General features: G+C 60.9%; 17 protein-coding genes. 10 read left to right on the top strand and 7 right to left on the bottom strand.

What is annotated here, in order from left to right; translation table 11 throughout:
• Positions 1–24 precede the first annotated feature (24 nt).
• On the top strand, positions 25–552 hold the full coding sequence (gene thpR / locus Q9290_RS15600) for an RNA 2',3'-cyclic phosphodiesterase (protein WP_306080565.1): 528 nt from the start codon (positions 25–27) through the stop codon (positions 550–552).
• A 194-nt stretch (positions 553–746) separates the two neighbouring features.
• Here thpR and sfsA read toward each other — a convergent pair whose 3' ends face one another.
• The gene (gene sfsA, locus Q9290_RS15595; protein ID WP_306080564.1) at positions 747–1,457 is read right to left on the bottom strand and encodes a DNA/RNA nuclease SfsA; all 711 of its coding nucleotides are present in this window, start codon (positions 1,455–1,457) and stop codon (positions 747–749) included.
• A 282-nt stretch (positions 1,458–1,739) separates the two neighbouring features.
• On the opposite strand from sfsA, the gene dksA reads away from it, so the two are divergent.
• The 7 genes from dksA (at position 1,740) to panD (ending at position 7,184) form a co-directional block, all read left to right on the top strand.
• A complete protein-coding gene (dksA, locus tag Q9290_RS15590; RefSeq protein ID WP_014291256.1) occupies positions 1,740–2,192 on the top strand; it encodes an RNA polymerase-binding protein DksA in 453 nt (150 codons plus the stop codon).
• A 15-nt stretch (positions 2,193–2,207) separates the two neighbouring features.
• Positions 2,208–3,131, top strand: coding sequence for a tRNA glutamyl-Q(34) synthetase GluQRS (gene gluQRS, locus Q9290_RS15585; protein WP_306080563.1), 924 nt, complete (start codon positions 2,208–2,210; stop codon positions 3,129–3,131).
• A 72-nt stretch (positions 3,132–3,203) separates the two neighbouring features.
• Positions 3,204–4,550 carry a polynucleotide adenylyltransferase PcnB gene (pcnB, locus tag Q9290_RS15580; protein WP_306080594.1) on the top strand — a complete coding sequence of 449 codons (1,347 nt, stop codon included), beginning with the start codon at positions 3,204–3,206 and terminating at the stop codon, positions 4,548–4,550.
• On the top strand, positions 4,547–5,035 hold the full coding sequence (folK, locus tag Q9290_RS15575; protein ID WP_306080562.1) for a 2-amino-4-hydroxy-6-hydroxymethyldihydropteridine diphosphokinase: 489 nt from the start codon (positions 4,547–4,549) through the stop codon (positions 5,033–5,035). The genes pcnB and folK overlap by 4 nt, the downstream gene beginning before the upstream one ends.
• A gap of 11 nt (positions 5,036–5,046) precedes the next feature.
• Positions 5,047–5,841 (top strand): 3-methyl-2-oxobutanoate hydroxymethyltransferase, encoded by a 795-nt coding sequence (gene panB / locus Q9290_RS15570; RefSeq protein ID WP_306080561.1) that lies wholly within the window; start codon positions 5,047–5,049, stop codon positions 5,839–5,841.
• Positions 5,842–5,850: 9 nt separating this feature from the next.
• Positions 5,851–6,696 (top strand): pantoate--beta-alanine ligase, encoded by an 846-nt coding sequence (panC, locus tag Q9290_RS15565; RefSeq protein ID WP_306080560.1) that lies wholly within the window; start codon positions 5,851–5,853, stop codon positions 6,694–6,696.
• A gap of 101 nt (positions 6,697–6,797) precedes the next feature.
• On the top strand, positions 6,798–7,184 hold the full coding sequence (gene panD, locus Q9290_RS15560) for an aspartate 1-decarboxylase (protein ID WP_425435404.1): 387 nt from the start codon (positions 6,798–6,800) through the stop codon (positions 7,182–7,184).
• A gap of 78 nt (positions 7,185–7,262) precedes the next feature.
• Here panD and Q9290_RS15555 read toward each other — a convergent pair whose 3' ends face one another.
• The 5 genes from Q9290_RS15555 to mpl all read right to left on the bottom strand — a co-directional run bounded on the left by Q9290_RS15555 (position 7,263) and on the right by mpl (position 11,972).
• Entirely contained in the window at positions 7,263–8,036 is a 774-nt protein-coding gene (locus Q9290_RS15555; protein ID WP_306080559.1) for an ABC transporter permease, read from the bottom strand.
• Positions 8,033–8,953, bottom strand: a complete 921-nt coding sequence (locus Q9290_RS15550; protein WP_306080558.1) for an ABC transporter ATP-binding protein — start codon at positions 8,951–8,953, stop codon at positions 8,033–8,035. The genes Q9290_RS15555 and Q9290_RS15550 overlap by 4 nt, the downstream gene beginning before the upstream one ends.
• Positions 8,954–9,036: 83 nt before the next feature.
• A complete protein-coding gene (gene hpt, locus Q9290_RS15545) occupies positions 9,037–9,567 on the bottom strand; it encodes a hypoxanthine phosphoribosyltransferase (RefSeq protein WP_306080557.1) in 531 nt (176 codons plus the stop codon).
• Positions 9,568–9,985: 418 nt separating this feature from the next.
• Entirely contained in the window at positions 9,986–10,621 is a 636-nt protein-coding gene (locus tag Q9290_RS15540; RefSeq protein WP_306080556.1) for a flavin prenyltransferase UbiX, read from the bottom strand.
• Positions 10,614–11,972, bottom strand: a complete 1,359-nt coding sequence (gene mpl, locus Q9290_RS15535; protein WP_306080593.1) for a UDP-N-acetylmuramate:L-alanyl-gamma-D-glutamyl-meso-diaminopimelate ligase — start codon at positions 11,970–11,972, stop codon at positions 10,614–10,616. The genes Q9290_RS15540 and mpl overlap by 8 nt, the downstream gene beginning before the upstream one ends.
• A 200-nt stretch (positions 11,973–12,172) precedes the next feature.
• On the opposite strand from mpl, the gene ppa reads away from it, so the two are divergent.
• On the top strand, positions 12,173–12,703 hold the full coding sequence (gene ppa, locus Q9290_RS15530) for an inorganic diphosphatase (RefSeq protein WP_228213064.1): 531 nt from the start codon (positions 12,173–12,175) through the stop codon (positions 12,701–12,703).
• Positions 12,704–13,015: 312 nt separating this feature from the next.
• Positions 13,016–13,834: a TIGR03899 family protein gene (locus tag Q9290_RS15525; protein ID WP_306080555.1), complete on the top strand. Its 819-nt coding sequence runs from the start codon at positions 13,016–13,018 to the stop codon at positions 13,832–13,834.
• On the opposite strand, the gene cysG is transcribed toward Q9290_RS15525, so the two are convergent.
• On the bottom strand, positions 13,831–15,231 hold the full coding sequence (gene cysG / locus Q9290_RS15520) for a siroheme synthase CysG (RefSeq protein ID WP_306080554.1): 1,401 nt from the start codon (positions 15,229–15,231) through the stop codon (positions 13,831–13,833). The genes Q9290_RS15525 and cysG overlap by 4 nt on opposite strands.
• Positions 15,232–15,685: the final 454 nt, after the last annotated feature.

Raw genomic sequence — 15,685 nt, 5'->3', positions numbered from 1 at the left:
GGCAGCCTGTCCAGGAGAGTCACCATGGCAAACGACGACAACCGGCTGTTTCTGGCCTTTTCCGCCAAGGAACTGGCTCCGGCACTGCAAGCTCTGCAACGCCGGCTGGCCCTGTCCGGCCGGCGCATTCCGCCCGAACAGCTGCACCTGACCCTGCATTTTCTCGGTCAGTGCAGCCCGGAACAACAGGCGTCACTGCTCAAACAACTGACTCGCCTGCCCCTGCCCGGCTTTACGCTGGAACTGGACCGGCTCGGCTGTTTTCCCCGGGCCGGCGTGGTGTGGCTGGGGCCCAGCACGCCGCCACCGGCATTAATGGCGCTGGCCGACACCGTGGAGCTGAAATGCCGCGCCCTGGGCATTGGCAAACCGCACAGAGCCTACCGCCCGCACATCACCCTGTTTCGCCACTGCAAAACCGACAAGCTGCCCGCCATCACCCCGATTCATTACCAGCCACAGGCGTTGTGCCTGTACCGCTCCACCCTGACCGACCAGGGGCCTGTGTATGACTGTCTCAAACGCTGGCCGCTTGCTGCTTCCAGGGAATAGAGACTGGGGATCAGGGAAATGTTGCTGGAGCGGCCGGTTACTATTCGTCTGACAACACAGTGCTGAAACAAGGAGGGCAAGGGGCGTCTGCTTCGCCGTGCCCTCTGCGCCAGGGAAGGCGCAGCGGAGCGTACATGGATGTATTCACAGCGTGCCGGCGAAGTAGTGCCTCTGGCCCGACAAGATTGCACGGCCTAACCGCCAACCTCAACCGGTAACGGCTCGGTCAGGCTCATGCCCTCGGGAGAGATGTCCGCCTTCCAGGCCAGGCATTCCACCCCGGCGGCGACCGCCTCGCGGACCAGAGCGGCATATTTCGAATCCAGGTGCTCGGCCGGACTGACCCGCTCAATGCCGGTATGCAGCACACAAAACAGCATCACGGCTCTGTGCCCGGCCCGTGCACATTCCATCAGTTCACGCACATGCTTTTGTGCCCGCAGGCTCTGGGTGTCGGGAAAAAAGCCGTTACCCTCGCCTTCATGCAGGGTCACACTTTTCACTTCCACGTAGCAGTCGGGCAAACCGGGGCCGGTAAGCAGAAAATCAATGCGACTGTTCTCGGCGCCGTAGCGCACCTCGGCACGCACGGTATCGTAACCACTCAGGGCCGGTATGCGCCCTTCGTCGAGCGCCTCGGCCACCAGCTGGTTGGCCCGGGCGGTGTTCACGCAAATAAAATCGCCGGCATCGTCCCGGCTCAGCTCCCAGGTATGGGCATACTTGCGCCTGGCATTGTCGGAGGTGGAGTAATACACGGCCCAGCCCGGCCCGGCGCAACCGGTCATGCGGCCGGTGTTGGGGCAATGCAGTGTCAGTTTCTGATCATCGACGATAATGTCGGCCAGAAAGCGTTTATAACGCTGGATCAGCCGCCCGCGGACCAGGGTGGAGGAAAAACGCAAAATAATACCTATAGTTGTTGGAATGACATGAAATGGTAACCGTAGCAAGGTTCGGGGCTCCAGCCTTGAAAAGCGAAAGGCTCGCCCCCATCTGGTGAGCTCACCAAAGAGAATGCCGCCGCTTTGGGTTGTCCGAGTGGTTTGCACGCACCAGCCGGTGCCGTACAAAGACCACTTTCGCAGAAACAACACGGTAAAATTGCTTTGCCAATATGCTTTCTGCTATAGATAGCCGCTTCTCAAATTTGGTTGGCGCAATATTTGCTTTTTAGGAGATACGGAATGCCAGCAGTCGAAACCAAAAAATCTCTCGGTATTCTGGCTATTGCCGGTGTTGAGCCCTACCAGGCCAAGCCCGACGAAGAATACATGAACGAAGAGCAGAAAACGCACTTCCGCAAGATTCTGGGCGCCTGGCGCAATCAATTGCGCGAAGAAGTGGATCGTACCGTGGGCCACATGAAGGACGAAGCGGCCAACTTCCCCGACCCGGTTGACCGGGCCGCTCAGGAAGAAGAGTTCGCCCTTGAACTGCGCGCCCGGGACCGGGAACGCAAACTGATCAAAAAGATCGAAAAGACCCTGCAGAAAATCGAAGACGACGACTTCGGCTTTTGCGAGCACTGCGGCGTGGAAATCGGCATTCGCCGTCTGGAAGCCCGCCCCACCGCCGACCTGTGCATCGACTGCAAGACCCTGGCCGAGATCAAGGAAAAGCAGATGGCCGGTTACTGACCGGCCCCTTCAAGCATGAACACCACTGCGCCCGACCGCTACACAGGGCGCTTTGCTCCCTCCCCCAGCGGTCCCCTTCATTTTGGCTCCCTGATTGCCGCTCTTGGCAGTTACCTGCAGGCTCGCAGCCAGGCGGGGCGATGGCGGGTGCGCGTTGAAGATCTGGATCCGCCCCGGGAAGTGCCCGGTGCCGCCGACGACATACTGCGCACCCTGGAGGCGTTTGGCCTGCACTGGGATGGCGAGCTGGTGTATCAAAGCCGGCGCCACGGTCGTTACCAGGAAATTCTGGAGCACTGGACCCGCCGCGGTCTGACCTACCACTGCCACTGCACCCGCAAACAGATTGCTGCCCGCGGCGGTCTGTATACCGGTCACTGCCGCAACCTTGGCCTGCCCGCCGAAGGCGCCGCCGTGCGGCTGAAAATGACGGCGCCTGTATATCACTTTCACGATCGGCTGCAGGGCGAAGTGTGCGTGGCCGAACGGCTGGCGGAAGAAGACTTTATCGTGCGCCGCCGCGATGGTCTCTATGCCTACAACCTGGCGGTGGTGATCGACGACATGGATGCCGGCATCACCGAAGTGGTGCGCGGTGCCGATCTGCTGGAGCCCACGGTACGCCAGATTGCGCTTTTCCGGCTGCTGAAGGCCCCCGAGCCGGCCTGGCTGCACCTGCCACTGGCGGTGCACGACGGCCACAAGCTGTCGAAACAAAACCATGCACCACCGCTCGACAACCGGGCGCCGGGCCCCGCCCTGTGGCAGGCCCTGGCCTTTCTCGGTCAGCAGCCACCGGCGGAGCTGTTTGGTGCCGGAGCGGCGGAATTACTGGCCTGGGCGGTACCCAACTGGCGGCTGGAACGAGTGCCCAAAGGACCACAGATTGAGCTGGATTACGCCGACAGTTCGCATTTTCAGCGCCCTGCGTTATCATAGTGCGCCGATTTTTCAACCCCGAGCCCCGCGAGGTGTCCCATTTTTTCCCAGATTGCCGGCTTTTGTAAAAAGCTGCTGACCCGACAACAGGAGGCGTTGCCCTTGCAACCCGTGGTACTGACGCGCGACCAGCACGGTATTTCGCGCCGACAAATCAGTGAAAACGCCCTCAAGGTGCTCTACCGCCTGAACAAGGGAGGCTATGAGGCCTACCTGGTGGGTGGTGGCGTGCGCGACCTGCTGCTGGGGCGCCAGCCCAAGGACTTTGACGTGGCCACCAACGCCACGCCCGAGCAAATCAAGGGGCTGTTCAGCAACTGCCGTCTGGTGGGACGCCGTTTTCGCCTGGCCCATGTGCTGTTCGGCCGTGATGTGATCGAGGTGGCCACCTTCCGTGGCCACCACCACAGCGTCAATAACAGCAAGCACCTTTCCTCCCAGTCCAAGGAAGGCATGCTGCTGCGCGACAACGTCTACGGCACCATAGAGGAAGACGCCGAGCGCCGCGACTTTACCGTCAACGCCCTCTACTACAACATCGCCGACTTCACCGTGCACGGCTTTGCCGGCGGCCTGAAGGATCTGGAGGCCCGTCGCCTGGAGCTGATTGGGGATCCGGAAACCCGCTACCGGGAAGACCCGGTGCGAATGCTGCGGGCGGTGCGTTTCTCCGCCAAGCTGGGGCTGTCCATCAGCCCCCGTACCGAAGCGCCCATCAAGGAGCTGGCGCCGCTGCTGGCCGATATTCCTCCGGCCCGGCTGTTTGAGGAAACCCTCAAGCTGCTGCTCGCCGGCCAGGGCGTGGAAACCTATCGCCAGCTGCAGCACTACGGCCTGTTCGCGCCGTTGTTCCCGGAAGCCGCCGAGGTCATGGGGCGGGGCAATAACCGCTACGGCCGCTTCATTGAGCTGGCCCTGGCCAACACCGATGACCGCATTGCCCAGGATCTGCGGGTGACCCCCGCCTTCCTCTACGCCGCCCTGCTGTGGGGCCCGGTGGAAACCCGCACCCAGGAATTCGTCAACGAAGGCGGCCTGGGCTACCACGACGCCTTTATGCTGGCCGCCGACGAAGTGATTGGCCGCCAGGTGAAAAGCGTGGCCATTCCACGCCGCTTCAGTACCGTGGTGCGCGACATCTGGCAGTTGCAGGACCGGCTCACCAAGCGCGCCGGCAAGCGCCCCTTCCGCCTGCTGGAGCATCCCAAGTTTCGCGCCGGCTACGACTTCCTGCTGCTGCGGGCCGAGCTGGACCCGCGCCTGAAGGAGCTGGCCGAATGGTGGACCGAGTTTCAGCAGGCCAACCCCGTAGACCGCCAGCAGCTGAGCCGCAACAACCAGCGGGATAACGACGAACGTGGCGAGCGCAAACCCCGCAAGCGCCCCCGTCGTCGGCCGCGCCGGAGAAAAGAGTCGTGACCACCGTCTACGTGGCCCTGGGCGCCAACCTGAATGAGCCGCTGGCGCGCATTCGGGCCGCCCAGCAGGCGCTGGAGGCACTGGCTGCCCCCGGCAGCCTGCGTCACTCAGCGCTGTATTGCAGCAAGCCCATGGGCCCGGCAGATCAGCCGGACTACATCAACGGCGTGTCGGTGTTTGACACCACCCTGGCCCCCCTCGCCCTGCTCGACGCCCTGCAGGACATCGAGCAGCGGGAAGGCCGGGTACGCAAGGACGAACGCTGGGGCCCCCGGGCGCTCGATCTCGACCTGCTGCTCTATGGCGAGCAGCGCATCGACGACGAGCGCCTGACCGTGCCCCACTACGGCATGAAGCAAAGGGAATTCGTACTCTACCCGCTGGCGGATCTGGCTCCCGGCCTGATCCTGCCCTGTGGCACCAGCCTCTCCTCCCTGCTGCAACAATGCCCGCTTAACGGCATGACTCCACTGCCCGAGCAGTAACAGGAACCAACATGAGCAAAATCACCACCGCCCGGCTGCAGGCCATGAAGCAGGCCGGGGACAAGATCGCCATGATCACCGCCTACGACGCCACCTTTGCCACCCTGTTTGAGCAGGCCGGGGTACACGCCATTCTCATTGGCGACTCCCTCGGCATGGTATTGCAGGGCGAAAGCAGCACCCTGGGGGTGACCGTGGACAACATGGCCTACCATACCCGTTGCGTGGCCAACGGCTGCGAAAAGGCATTTATCGTCGCCGATATGCCGTTCATGAGCTACAGCACCCCCGAGCAGGCCTGCGCCAGCGCCGCCGCCCTGATGCGCGCCGGTGCCCACATGGTGAAGCTGGAAGGCGGTGACTGGCTCGCCGACACCGTGAAACAACTGACCCGCCAGGGCGTGCCGGTGTGCGGCCACCTGGGGCTAACGCCCCAGTCGGTGCACGTGTTCGGCGGCTTCAAGCTGCAGGGCCGCGAGACCGAGCAGGCCGAGCAGATCAAGCATCACGCCAGAGCGCTGGAAGCCGCCGGCATTCAGCTGCTGGTACTGGAATGCGTGCCCAGCCAGCTTGCCACCGACATCAGCCGCATGCTGTCCATTCCGGTGATTGGCATCGGCGCCGGGGCCGACACCGACGGCCAGGTGCTGGTGATGCAGGACGCCCTGGGGCTGACCAGCGGCTACGTACCCAAATTTACCAAAAACTTTCTGGCCGACAGCGGCAATGTGAAGGCCGCCATCGAGGCCTACGTGACCGAGGTGGCCGACGGCCGCTTTCCCGGTCCCGAGCACAGCTTTAACTGAGGAATTGCCATGCACCTGGCCAGTACCATTGAACAGCTGAGAGCCACCATTACCGAATGGCGCCGCGCCGGCCTGCGTATCGGTTTTGTACCCACCATGGGCAACCTGCACGACGGCCACCTGGAGCTGGTACGCCGGGCCCGGGAAAAAGCCGATAAGGTGGTGGTGAGCATATTCGTCAACCCCCTGCAGTTTGACCGGGCCGCGGATCTGGATGCCTACCCGCGTACCCTGGAGCAGGATTGCGAGCGCCTGGGTGAGCTCGCGGAGCTGGTGTTTACTCCCACTCCGGAGCTGATGTACCCCAACGGCCAGCAACAACAGACCAAAGTCAGTGTGCCCGGTGTGTCCGAGGTACTGGAAGGCGCCCTGCGCCCGGGTCATTTTGACGGCGTCAGCACAGTGGTATGCAAGCTGTTCAACCTGGTACAGCCCGACCTGGCCTGCTTTGGCGAAAAGGACTACCAGCAGCTGGCGCTGATCCGTAAAATGACCACGGATCTGAACCTGCCGGTGGAGATCATCGGTGTGCCCACGGTGCGTGCCGACGACGGTCTGGCCCTGAGCTCGCGCAATGGTTACCTGACCGAGGCCGAACGGGCGCTGGCACCCGAACTGGCCGCCACCATGAACTGGCTGGCCGGACGCCTGGCCGCCGGCGAGCGGGATCTGGTGCAGCTGGCGGCCGATGGCCGCACCCGGCTCGATAATGCCGGTTTTCGCACCGACGGCATCGACATGGTGGATGCCGACACCCTGACCCCGCTGAGCAACAACAGCCGGGCAGTGGTAATTTTGATGGCCGCCTTTCTGGGCAAGGCCAGACTGATCGACAATCAGGTAGTGCCCCTGTAGTTAACACTCAGGTTTTGCAGGAAGGGAGCCCCCCTCTCTTCGGGCACTGTCGCAAAACCACAAGCCCCACCGGGCTGAACATTGACGGAGACAAGCTAAACATGGACATGCAACGCATCATGCTCAGGGGCAAACTGCACCAGGCCCGGGTTACCCACGCCGAGCTCAACTACGAAGGCTCCTGTGCCATCGATCAGGATCTGCTGGACGCAGTCAATATTCGTGAATACGAGCAGATCGACATTTACAACATCGAGAACGGCGAACGTTTTCACACCTACGCCATTTCCGGCGAGCGGGGCTCGAAAATGATCTCCCTGAACGGCGCCGCCGCCCGCAAGGCCGCCGTGGGCGACCGTATCATCATCTGCGCCTATGCGCCGATGAGCGAGCAGCAGATCGAGTCCTACGACCCGAATCTGGTCTATCTGGACGCCGACAACAACATCGTCCGCACCAGCAAGAACATTCCGCTGCAGCTGGCCTGAACACCGGTTTTCTTCTGCGGTGAAAACAAAAGGCAGCCAAATGGCTGCCTTTTTTGTGTCAGGAGAAGCGGGCCGCAATCAGTGCCGCAGGCCGCGGCCGGTGTGGATCAGATACCAGGCAGCGGCGTAGAAGGCGCCGATAAAGCCGATAATAATGCCGTAAGCCACGGTCAGGGGCACATCGGTAATGCCCAGAAAGCCGTAGCGAAAAGCGTTCACCATATAGAGCACCGGGTTGGCGTGAGACACGCCCTGCCAGAAGTCGGGCAGCAGATCGATGGAGTAGAACACGCCGCCCAGGTAGGTGAGCGGCGTCAGAATAAAGGTGGGAATAATGCTGATATCGTCAAAGGTACGGGCGAAAATGGCATTGAGCAGCCCGGCCAGTGAAAACAGCACGGCGGTCAGGAACACGGTAAAGATCACACTGAACAGGTGACTGACCTGCAGATCGACGAAAAACAGCGACACCAGGCTGACAATCAGTCCCACCAGCAGGCCCCGTACCACGCCACCACCGACATAACCGGCGATAATCACATAGGTGGGCACGGGTGCGACCAGCAGCTCCTCCACATTACGCTGAAACTTGCTGCTGAAGAACGACGAGGCCACGTTGGAATAGGAGTTGGTGATCACCGACATCATGATAAGCCCGGGCACGATGAAGGCCATATAGGAATAGCCGCCCATTTCACCGATACGGCTGCCGATCAGGTTGCCAAAAATCACGAAATACAGGGTCATGGTAATGGCCGGCGGTACCAGGGTCTGCACCCAGATACGGGTAAAACGCACGATTTCCCGGTGCAGTATGCTCTTGAAGGCGATGTAATACTGTCTGGCGTTCATGCTTTTCTCCCCTGCTCTACCAGTGTCACAAACAACTCTTCCAGCCGGTTGGCCTTGTTGCGCATGCTCAGTACGCGAATCCCCTGCTCGTTAAGCTGGTCAAACACGCCGTTGAGCCCCTGCTCCTTCTTCACTTCCACTTCCAGGGTGTGGTCGTCCACCATCTGCCAGTTAAAGCCCGACAGGAAGGGCTCGCGACAGTCGGCGGCCAGGTCGAGAATAAAGGTTTCCACATTCAACTTGCCCAGCAGCCCCTTCATGGTGGTGTTTTCCACCAGCCGGCCCTTGTCGATAATGCCGATATGGCGGCACAGCATTTCGGCTTCTTCCAGGTAGTGGGTGGTGAGGATGATGGTGATGCCTTCGGCGTTGATCTCCTTTAGGAAGTCCCACATGGCCCGGCGAATTTCGATGTCCACCCCGGCGGTGGGCTCATCGAGGATCAACAGCTTGGGCTGGTGCATCAGGGCCCGGGCAATCATCAGCCGGCGTTTCATGCCGCCGGACAGGGTGCGCGCCGGCAGATCCCGCTTGTCCCACAGATCAAGCTGCTTGAGGTAACGCTCGGCCCGAGCCAGGGCCTCCTTGCGCTCAACCCCGTAAAGGCCGGCCTGGTTAACCACAATCTGCCGTACTTTTTCAAACTGGTTGAAGTTGAATTCCTGAGGCACCAGGCCGATGCAGGACTTGGCCTGTTCCAGCTCGGTGTCGATGTCGTGGCCAAACACGCGCACGGTGCCGCCGCTCTTGTTCACCAGGGAAGAAATAATACCGATGGTGGTGGACTTGCCGGCGCCGTTGGGGCCAAGCAAGGCGTAGAAGTCGCCCGCTTCCACGCCGAGATCAATGCCCTTGAGCGCTTCCACACCACCGGCGTAGGTTTTGCGCAGGCCCTGGATCTCCAGTGCTTTGGTCATGTTCACTCCGTATGAAAAACATATGCCTGGACAGAGACCAGGCATATGAAAGAATTGAATATGTTCGAGACAAAGAAGGTGCGCTATTCGAGCAGTACCACTTTACCGATATAGGGCAGGTTGCGGTACAGCTGGGCATAGTCGATGCCGTAACCTACCACGAATTCATCGGGAATGGTAAAGCCGACCCAGTCCACCGGCACCTGCACCTCGCGCCGGTCGGGCTTGTCGAGCAGGGTGCAGATGGTGAGTGACGCCGGGCTGCGCAGAGACAGTATTTCTCTCACCTTGCTCAGGGTGTAACCGGTGTCGATGATGTCTTCCACAATCAGTACGTGCTTGCCGTGGATCTCGTCGTCCAGGTCCTTGAGAATGCGCACATCCCGGTTGCTGTCCATGCTGTTGCCATAGCTGGAAGCGGTCATGAAGTCGAGCCGCACCGGCACGGTGAGCTGGCGGCACAGATCGGCCATAAAGATGCAGGAGCCCCGCAGCAGGCCCACGATGACCACTTCGTCGACGCCCTGATAGTGGGTGTTAATCTGTTCGCCCAGCGCCTGAGTTCTGGCATTGACCTCATCGGTGCCGATCAGCACATCCACTCGGTGTTTCATTGTTACTGCTCCGTTCGGGTTAATAACACCCGGCTGTGATTAAAGCCGTATTTTAGCGGAATTCCGCCCAGGGTGCACAAAGTGGGCTCGCCATGCGAAGCAGCAGTGCGGTTGCGCTCCGCCGACACGCTTCAAGCCCTTCCGTGGGACGCTCGGCACATGCCATCCATGGCATGTGACGGTCGGCTCCGGCAATCCGCCCTGCCGCTTCGTGAAACTGCAGAGCCGCCTGTTGAAGGCTAACCGTCAGCTCGGTACTCAATTAAGGAGGGCAAAGGGTGTCTGCTTCGCCGCGCCCTCTGCGCCATGGATGGCGCAGTGGAGCCCCCATGGATGGGTTCACGGCGTGCCGGAGAAGCAGTCCGCTTTGGCCGACGAACTTTACTGTACCTACAGACAACTGGCTTTGCTTCCAGCTTCAAGCTTGGGTTTTCTGGCCGTAACCCCAGCGAGAGACCAGATCCTGATCCACACCCAAGTGATCCAGGATCCGCGCCACCATAAAATCGACCAGATCCTCGATCGATTTGGGCTGATGATAGAACCCCGGCGCCGCCGGCATGATGGTCACGCCCAGTCGCGCCAGTTTGAGCAGGTTTTCCAGGTGGATCTCGGATAATGGCGACTCTCTGGGCACCAGGAGCAACTGACCCTTTTCCTTGATCACCACATCGGCGGCGCGCTCGATCAGATTATCGGACGCACCGCTGGCAATGGAGGCCACCGTGCCCATGGAGCAGGGACAAATCACCATGCGCCGGGGCGCCCCCGAGCCCGAGGCCACCGGCGAGAACCACTCTTCCTTGCCGTAGGCCCGAATCTGGCCGGGAGCGGCGCCGTAACGCTCGCACAAATAATCGGACAACTGCTCCGGCTTGCCCGGCCACTGCTCGCCCTGCTCGGTGGCCAGCACCACCCGGGCGGCACTGGAGACCAGCAGGTGCACCTGCATGCCGGCCTTGACCAGACACTCCAGCAAGGCAAGGGCATAGGGCGCACCCGAGGCGCCACTCAGGGCCAGGGTTATCTGCTGATGACGGGCATACTCAACCATGGGCCACCTCCAGCGCCGCCAGCAACTTGCCGTGAATACCGCCAAAGCCACCGTTGCTCATGACCAGAATTTCGTCGCCGGTGTTCGCCTCATTCACCAAGGCGGTAATGAGAGCATCCAGCTCGTCAAACACTTGTCCCTGTGGGCAGGCGCCGGCCACCGCACGCAGATCCCACTCCAGCCCGGTTGGCTGAAACAGGTAGGTGGCGTCCGCCTGCTGCAGTGAAGTCGCCAGCTCCTGCTGGTGTATGCCCATTTTCATGGTATTGGAACGGGGTTCCAGCACCGCCAGCACACGGCGACCTTCGCTGCGGGCCTTGAGGCCGGCCAGGGTGGTGGCAATGGCCGTAGGGTGATGGGCAAAATCGTCCCATACCCGAATGCCGGCCACCTCGCCCTTTTGCTCCATGCGCCGCCTGGGGGGCACAAAGCCGCACAGGGCGGTGATGGCCTCGGCCACCGGCACGCCGGCATGGCGGGCGGCGGCCAGGGCCATCAGGCCGTTGTGCACATTATGCTCGCCCATGCAGGGCCAGCTCACCTCACCCACCCGCTCGTTGTCGAGCCAGACCGCAAAACGGCTGCCATCGGCGGTCAGCAGCTCGGCGCGCCAGAGGCCGTCTTCGCCCACATATTCCAGCTCGCTCCAGCAGCCCATGTCCTTCACGACTTCCAGCGCCGGCGTATGGGTGGGCATCAGAATGCGGCCATGGCCGGGTACCATGCGCAGCAGATGATGGAACTGTCGCTGGATCGCCGCCAGATCAGGGAAGATATCCGCATGATCAAACTCAAGGTTATTGAGGATCAGGGTACTGGGGCGGTAATGCACAAACTTGGATCGTTTGTCGAAAAAGGCGCTGTCGTACTCATCCGCCTCGATCACGAAAAACGGCGCGTCACCCAGGCGGGCTGACACCTCGAAGTTGCCGGGCACGCCACCGATCAAAAAGCCGGGCTTGAGGCCGCAGTCTTCCAGAATATGAGCCAGCATGCCGGAGGTAGTAGTTTTGCCGTGAGTACCGGCCACCGCCAGTACCCAGCGATCCTGCAACACATACTCCAGCAGCCACTGAGGACCGGAGGTATAGGGAATGCGCCGGTTGAGCACGGCTTCCACGCAGGGGTTGCCCCGGCTCATGGCATTGCCGATCACCACCAGATCCGGGCATGGATCCAGCTGGTCTGGATCATAGCCTTCGATCAATTCGATCCCCTGCTGCTCCAGCTGGGTGCTCATGGGCGGATAAACATTGGCGTCACTGCCGGTGACCTTGTAGCCGAGCTGGCGGGCCAGCACCGCCAGTCCGCCCATAAAGGTGCCGCAAATACCGAGAATATGAATGTGCATGAGACTGCCTTCGGCAATGGAAAGTGCCGCCATTCTAGCAATCCGCCGGCACTTTGGGCACTGCTCTGGCGATTGACACGACAGCCCGGTTATAATGCCGGCCACGAATCGCCGTTACCCATTTGTATAACAGATGCAAAGCGGCCGCGGTGGTACACTCGATTCACAAGTCCGCAACTGACTATACACAAGGAAACGTCATGAGCCTGAACCTGGTACCGGCCGGTAAGAGCCTGCCCGAAGATATCTACGTAGTTATCGAAATTCCCCAGAACGCCGATCCCATCAAGTACGAAGTCGACAAGGACACCGGCGCCGTGTTCGTGGATCGCTTCATGGCCACTCCCATGTTCTACCCCTGCAACTACGGTTACGTAAACCAGACCCTGTCTCTGGACGGCGACCCCGTAGACGTACTGGTGCCCACCCCGCACCCGCTGGTGCCCGGTGCCGTGATCCGCTGCCGTCCGGTAGGCGTGCTGAAGATGACCGACGAGTCCGGTGAAGACGCCAAGGTGATCGCCGTTCCCCACAGCAAGCTGACCAAGGAATACGACCACATTCAGGACATCAACGATGTGCCCGAGCTGCTCAAGGCCCAGATCAAGCACTTCTTTGAGCGCTACAAGGAACTGGAAGCCGGCAAGTGGGTGAAGGTAGACGGCTGGGAAGACAAGGCCGCCGCCGAAGCCGAAATTCTGGCTTCCGCCGAGCGTCACAACAAGGCCTGATAACTTCGCCTTGTTGCACAAAAAGCGAATACAAAAAAAGAGCACTTCGGTGCTCTTTTTTTGTTTGTGTGGCGGTCAGCCGGTCTTTCAATAATCACTGATGACAAGGCCCTGAACGGGCCTTATGCTGTATGCAGTTTGACCGGTTGCCCTATATCATGACGGCGAGGATCCCGAGGCTTGAGACATAGCCGATGAACAGAAGCAACCAAGTCATCCTGGACTTGTCTTTTTGCATTCGGTGCTCCTTTCGAATATTGCAGCCGAATTTTAACATGGTGAAAACATAATTAACAAGCTGAATCGACGTTCATGATCGCCAAACCACCCAGTCAGGATCCGCGGATTAAAAACAGCAAACACCTGCTGCGGGAGCTCGCCGAGCAACGGGGCCTGGCCGGCCTGCTGCACGGCGATTCGCCCCACAGTTTTGGCGAGCGTTACCGCATGCGTCAGCAACTGGACGAAGCCGCCCGCCAGAAAAACCTGGAAACCATAGTGCGCCAGGCCCATGAGCAGTGCAGCAGCGAGGTGGGTGGCGAGCCGGATCCGGACTGGCTGAGCCACTTTCTGGCCCTGGCCGAGAACATCCGTCATCCGGCCATGCAACAATTCTGGGCCAGCATACTGGTCCGGGAGATCGCCCAGCCCGGCCGCTGCTCGGTGCAGGCCCTGAGCTGCCTCCGGCGCATGACCCAGAAGGATGCCTTGCTGCTGCAAAAGGCCGGCGCCCTGGGCTGTCACTTTGGCGATGACAATTTACGGCTGATCCTCGGCTACCGGCAAAAGGGGCTGTGGCAGGGGCTGCGTCAGCAGAAACTGAGCCCGGGCAAATACCGGCTGCCCTACGCGGGGCTGATGCAGCTGTTTGAACTGGGGTTGTTGCACCAGACCGAGCTGGAGTCGGGAGAGCTGACCGCCAGTCCTCCGTTGGGACTGGTGCTGGGCGGCCGGCGGTTGCAGCTCAGTACCCGGCGCCGAGGCGTACGGCTGCTGTATTACCGCTTTACCGGCATTGGCAACGAGCTCGCTGCCCTGATGGCAGAGACGGCGCCAAAGGATTATGTCACGGATCTGATGGAGTTGCTGGCCCCGCTGGGCCAGCTGGAACAAAAGGAGAGTGGCGCTTAACCGGCGCGCTCAAGGGGGGCTTCCAGATTATCGGCACCGGTATTGAACCAGGCCAGGCTGTCGGCCAGGCTGGCCACCGAGCCAATCACCATCAGCGCCGGGCTTTCCACCCGCGTGGCAAGTTCGCTCAGCGCGTTCAGCTGGCCCCGCACCACCTTCTGCTGCGCCGTTGTGCCCCGCTCGATCAGCGCCACCGGCGTGGCGGCACTCAGGCCGTGCTCCAGCAAGCGCTGCTGAATGTGCGCCGAGCGCATCAGCCCCATGTAGATCACCAGGGTCTGGCGGCCACTGGCCAGGCTGGCCCAGTCAGGCTCTTCACCGTCTTTTTTGCAGTGACCGGTAATGAATACCGCACTCTGGGCATGATCCCTGTGGGTCAGCGGAATGCCGGCATAGGCGGTGGCGCCGGCGGCGGCGGTGATGCCGGGCACCACCTGGTAACGAATACCGGCTTCCACCAGGGTCTGCAGCTCTTCCGCGCCGCGTCCGAACATAAAGGGATCGCCGCCTTTGAGGCGCACCACCCGCTTGCCGGTCAGGGCATGATCCACCAGCAGCTGGTTGATCTGATCCTGGGGCACACTGTGGTTACCCGCCTTTTTGCCCACGGAGATCCGCTCCGCCTCGGGCCGGATCAGCGCCAGGATCTCGTCGGACACCAGTTGATCGTACAGCACCACCTCGGCCTTTTGCAGTTCATTCAGGGCCTTTACGGTCAGCAGATCCGGATCCCCGGGGCCCGCGCCCACCAGGATCACCTCTCCCTTTGAAGGCTGCTGAACTTCCTGCTGCAGCCAGCGCTCGGCGGCGGCCAGATTGCCATGCTTGAGAAAGGCATTGAGGGTGTTGTCATCCTGAGCCCGGGCCCAGAAACGGCGGCGTTCGTCGCTGCTGCCCAGGGTGTTCTTCACCCGCTGGCGCAGACGACCGGCCACTTCCGCCAGCGCACCCCAGTGAGATGGCAGCAGGGCATCGATCCGGGCGCGCAGCAGGCGGGCCAGCCAGGGAGCCTTGCCACCGGTGCTGAGTGCCACCTGCAGCGGAAAGCGCTCGACCACGGACGGAAAGATCACCGCCGAACGTTTGCTGTCATCGGCCTTGTTGACCAGGATCCCGCGCCGGTTGGCGAGCTGGTACACCTGCGCGTTTACCTCTGCACTGTCGGTGGCGGTGACCACCAGAAACTGACCATCCAGGTGCGCTTCAGCAAACGGCGCCTGCTGCCACTCAAACTCCGGCAGCTGCTGTTCCAGCTCGGAGCAGAGTTCGGGAGCCACCACAGTCAGTCGCGCACCCCGGGACAGCAGCAGCCGGGCCTTGCGGGCCGCCACGGCACCGCCCCCCACCACCAGGCAGGGGCGTTGTTCAATGCTGATAAAAAGAGGCAGGTGTTCCATGGCCGGCTCCGCAAATAACGATAGACAGGCTAACTATAAACCGCGGGCCATATAGCCACATAATAATAAAAAATGATTTTTTATGCCTTTAACGCATTAGGGGTGTCTGCAGAACTGTACGGAGGTCGAACAAAGGCACTACTTCACCGGTAACAAGTCTTTGAGCGCCTGTGCAAATATCAGGATAAACGGTATGTGTTCCCACGCAGAGCGTGGGAACGAGTCACGAGCAGTGTGGGAACGAGAGGCAGCTCGGTGATTAACAAGGAGGGCAAAGGGTGTCTGCTTCGCCGTGCCCTTCACGCCAAGGATGGCGTGACGGAGCGTACAGGGATGATGAGATGGACACCTCTTGTGTAACCGGCGTCGCGATGCGCCATATTTGGGTTGAGGCTCAAATATCCACAAAAGGTGTCCACTATGAACATTACGCTCATTGGTCTCGATTTGGCAA

The organism is Oceanimonas aquatica (genome assembly GCF_030732065.1).
Taxonomy (GTDB): Bacteria; Pseudomonadota; Gammaproteobacteria; order Enterobacterales; family Aeromonadaceae; genus Oceanimonas.
Note: the sequence above shows the minus strand (reverse complement) of the source record. Positions and strands in the feature narration are given on the sequence as shown.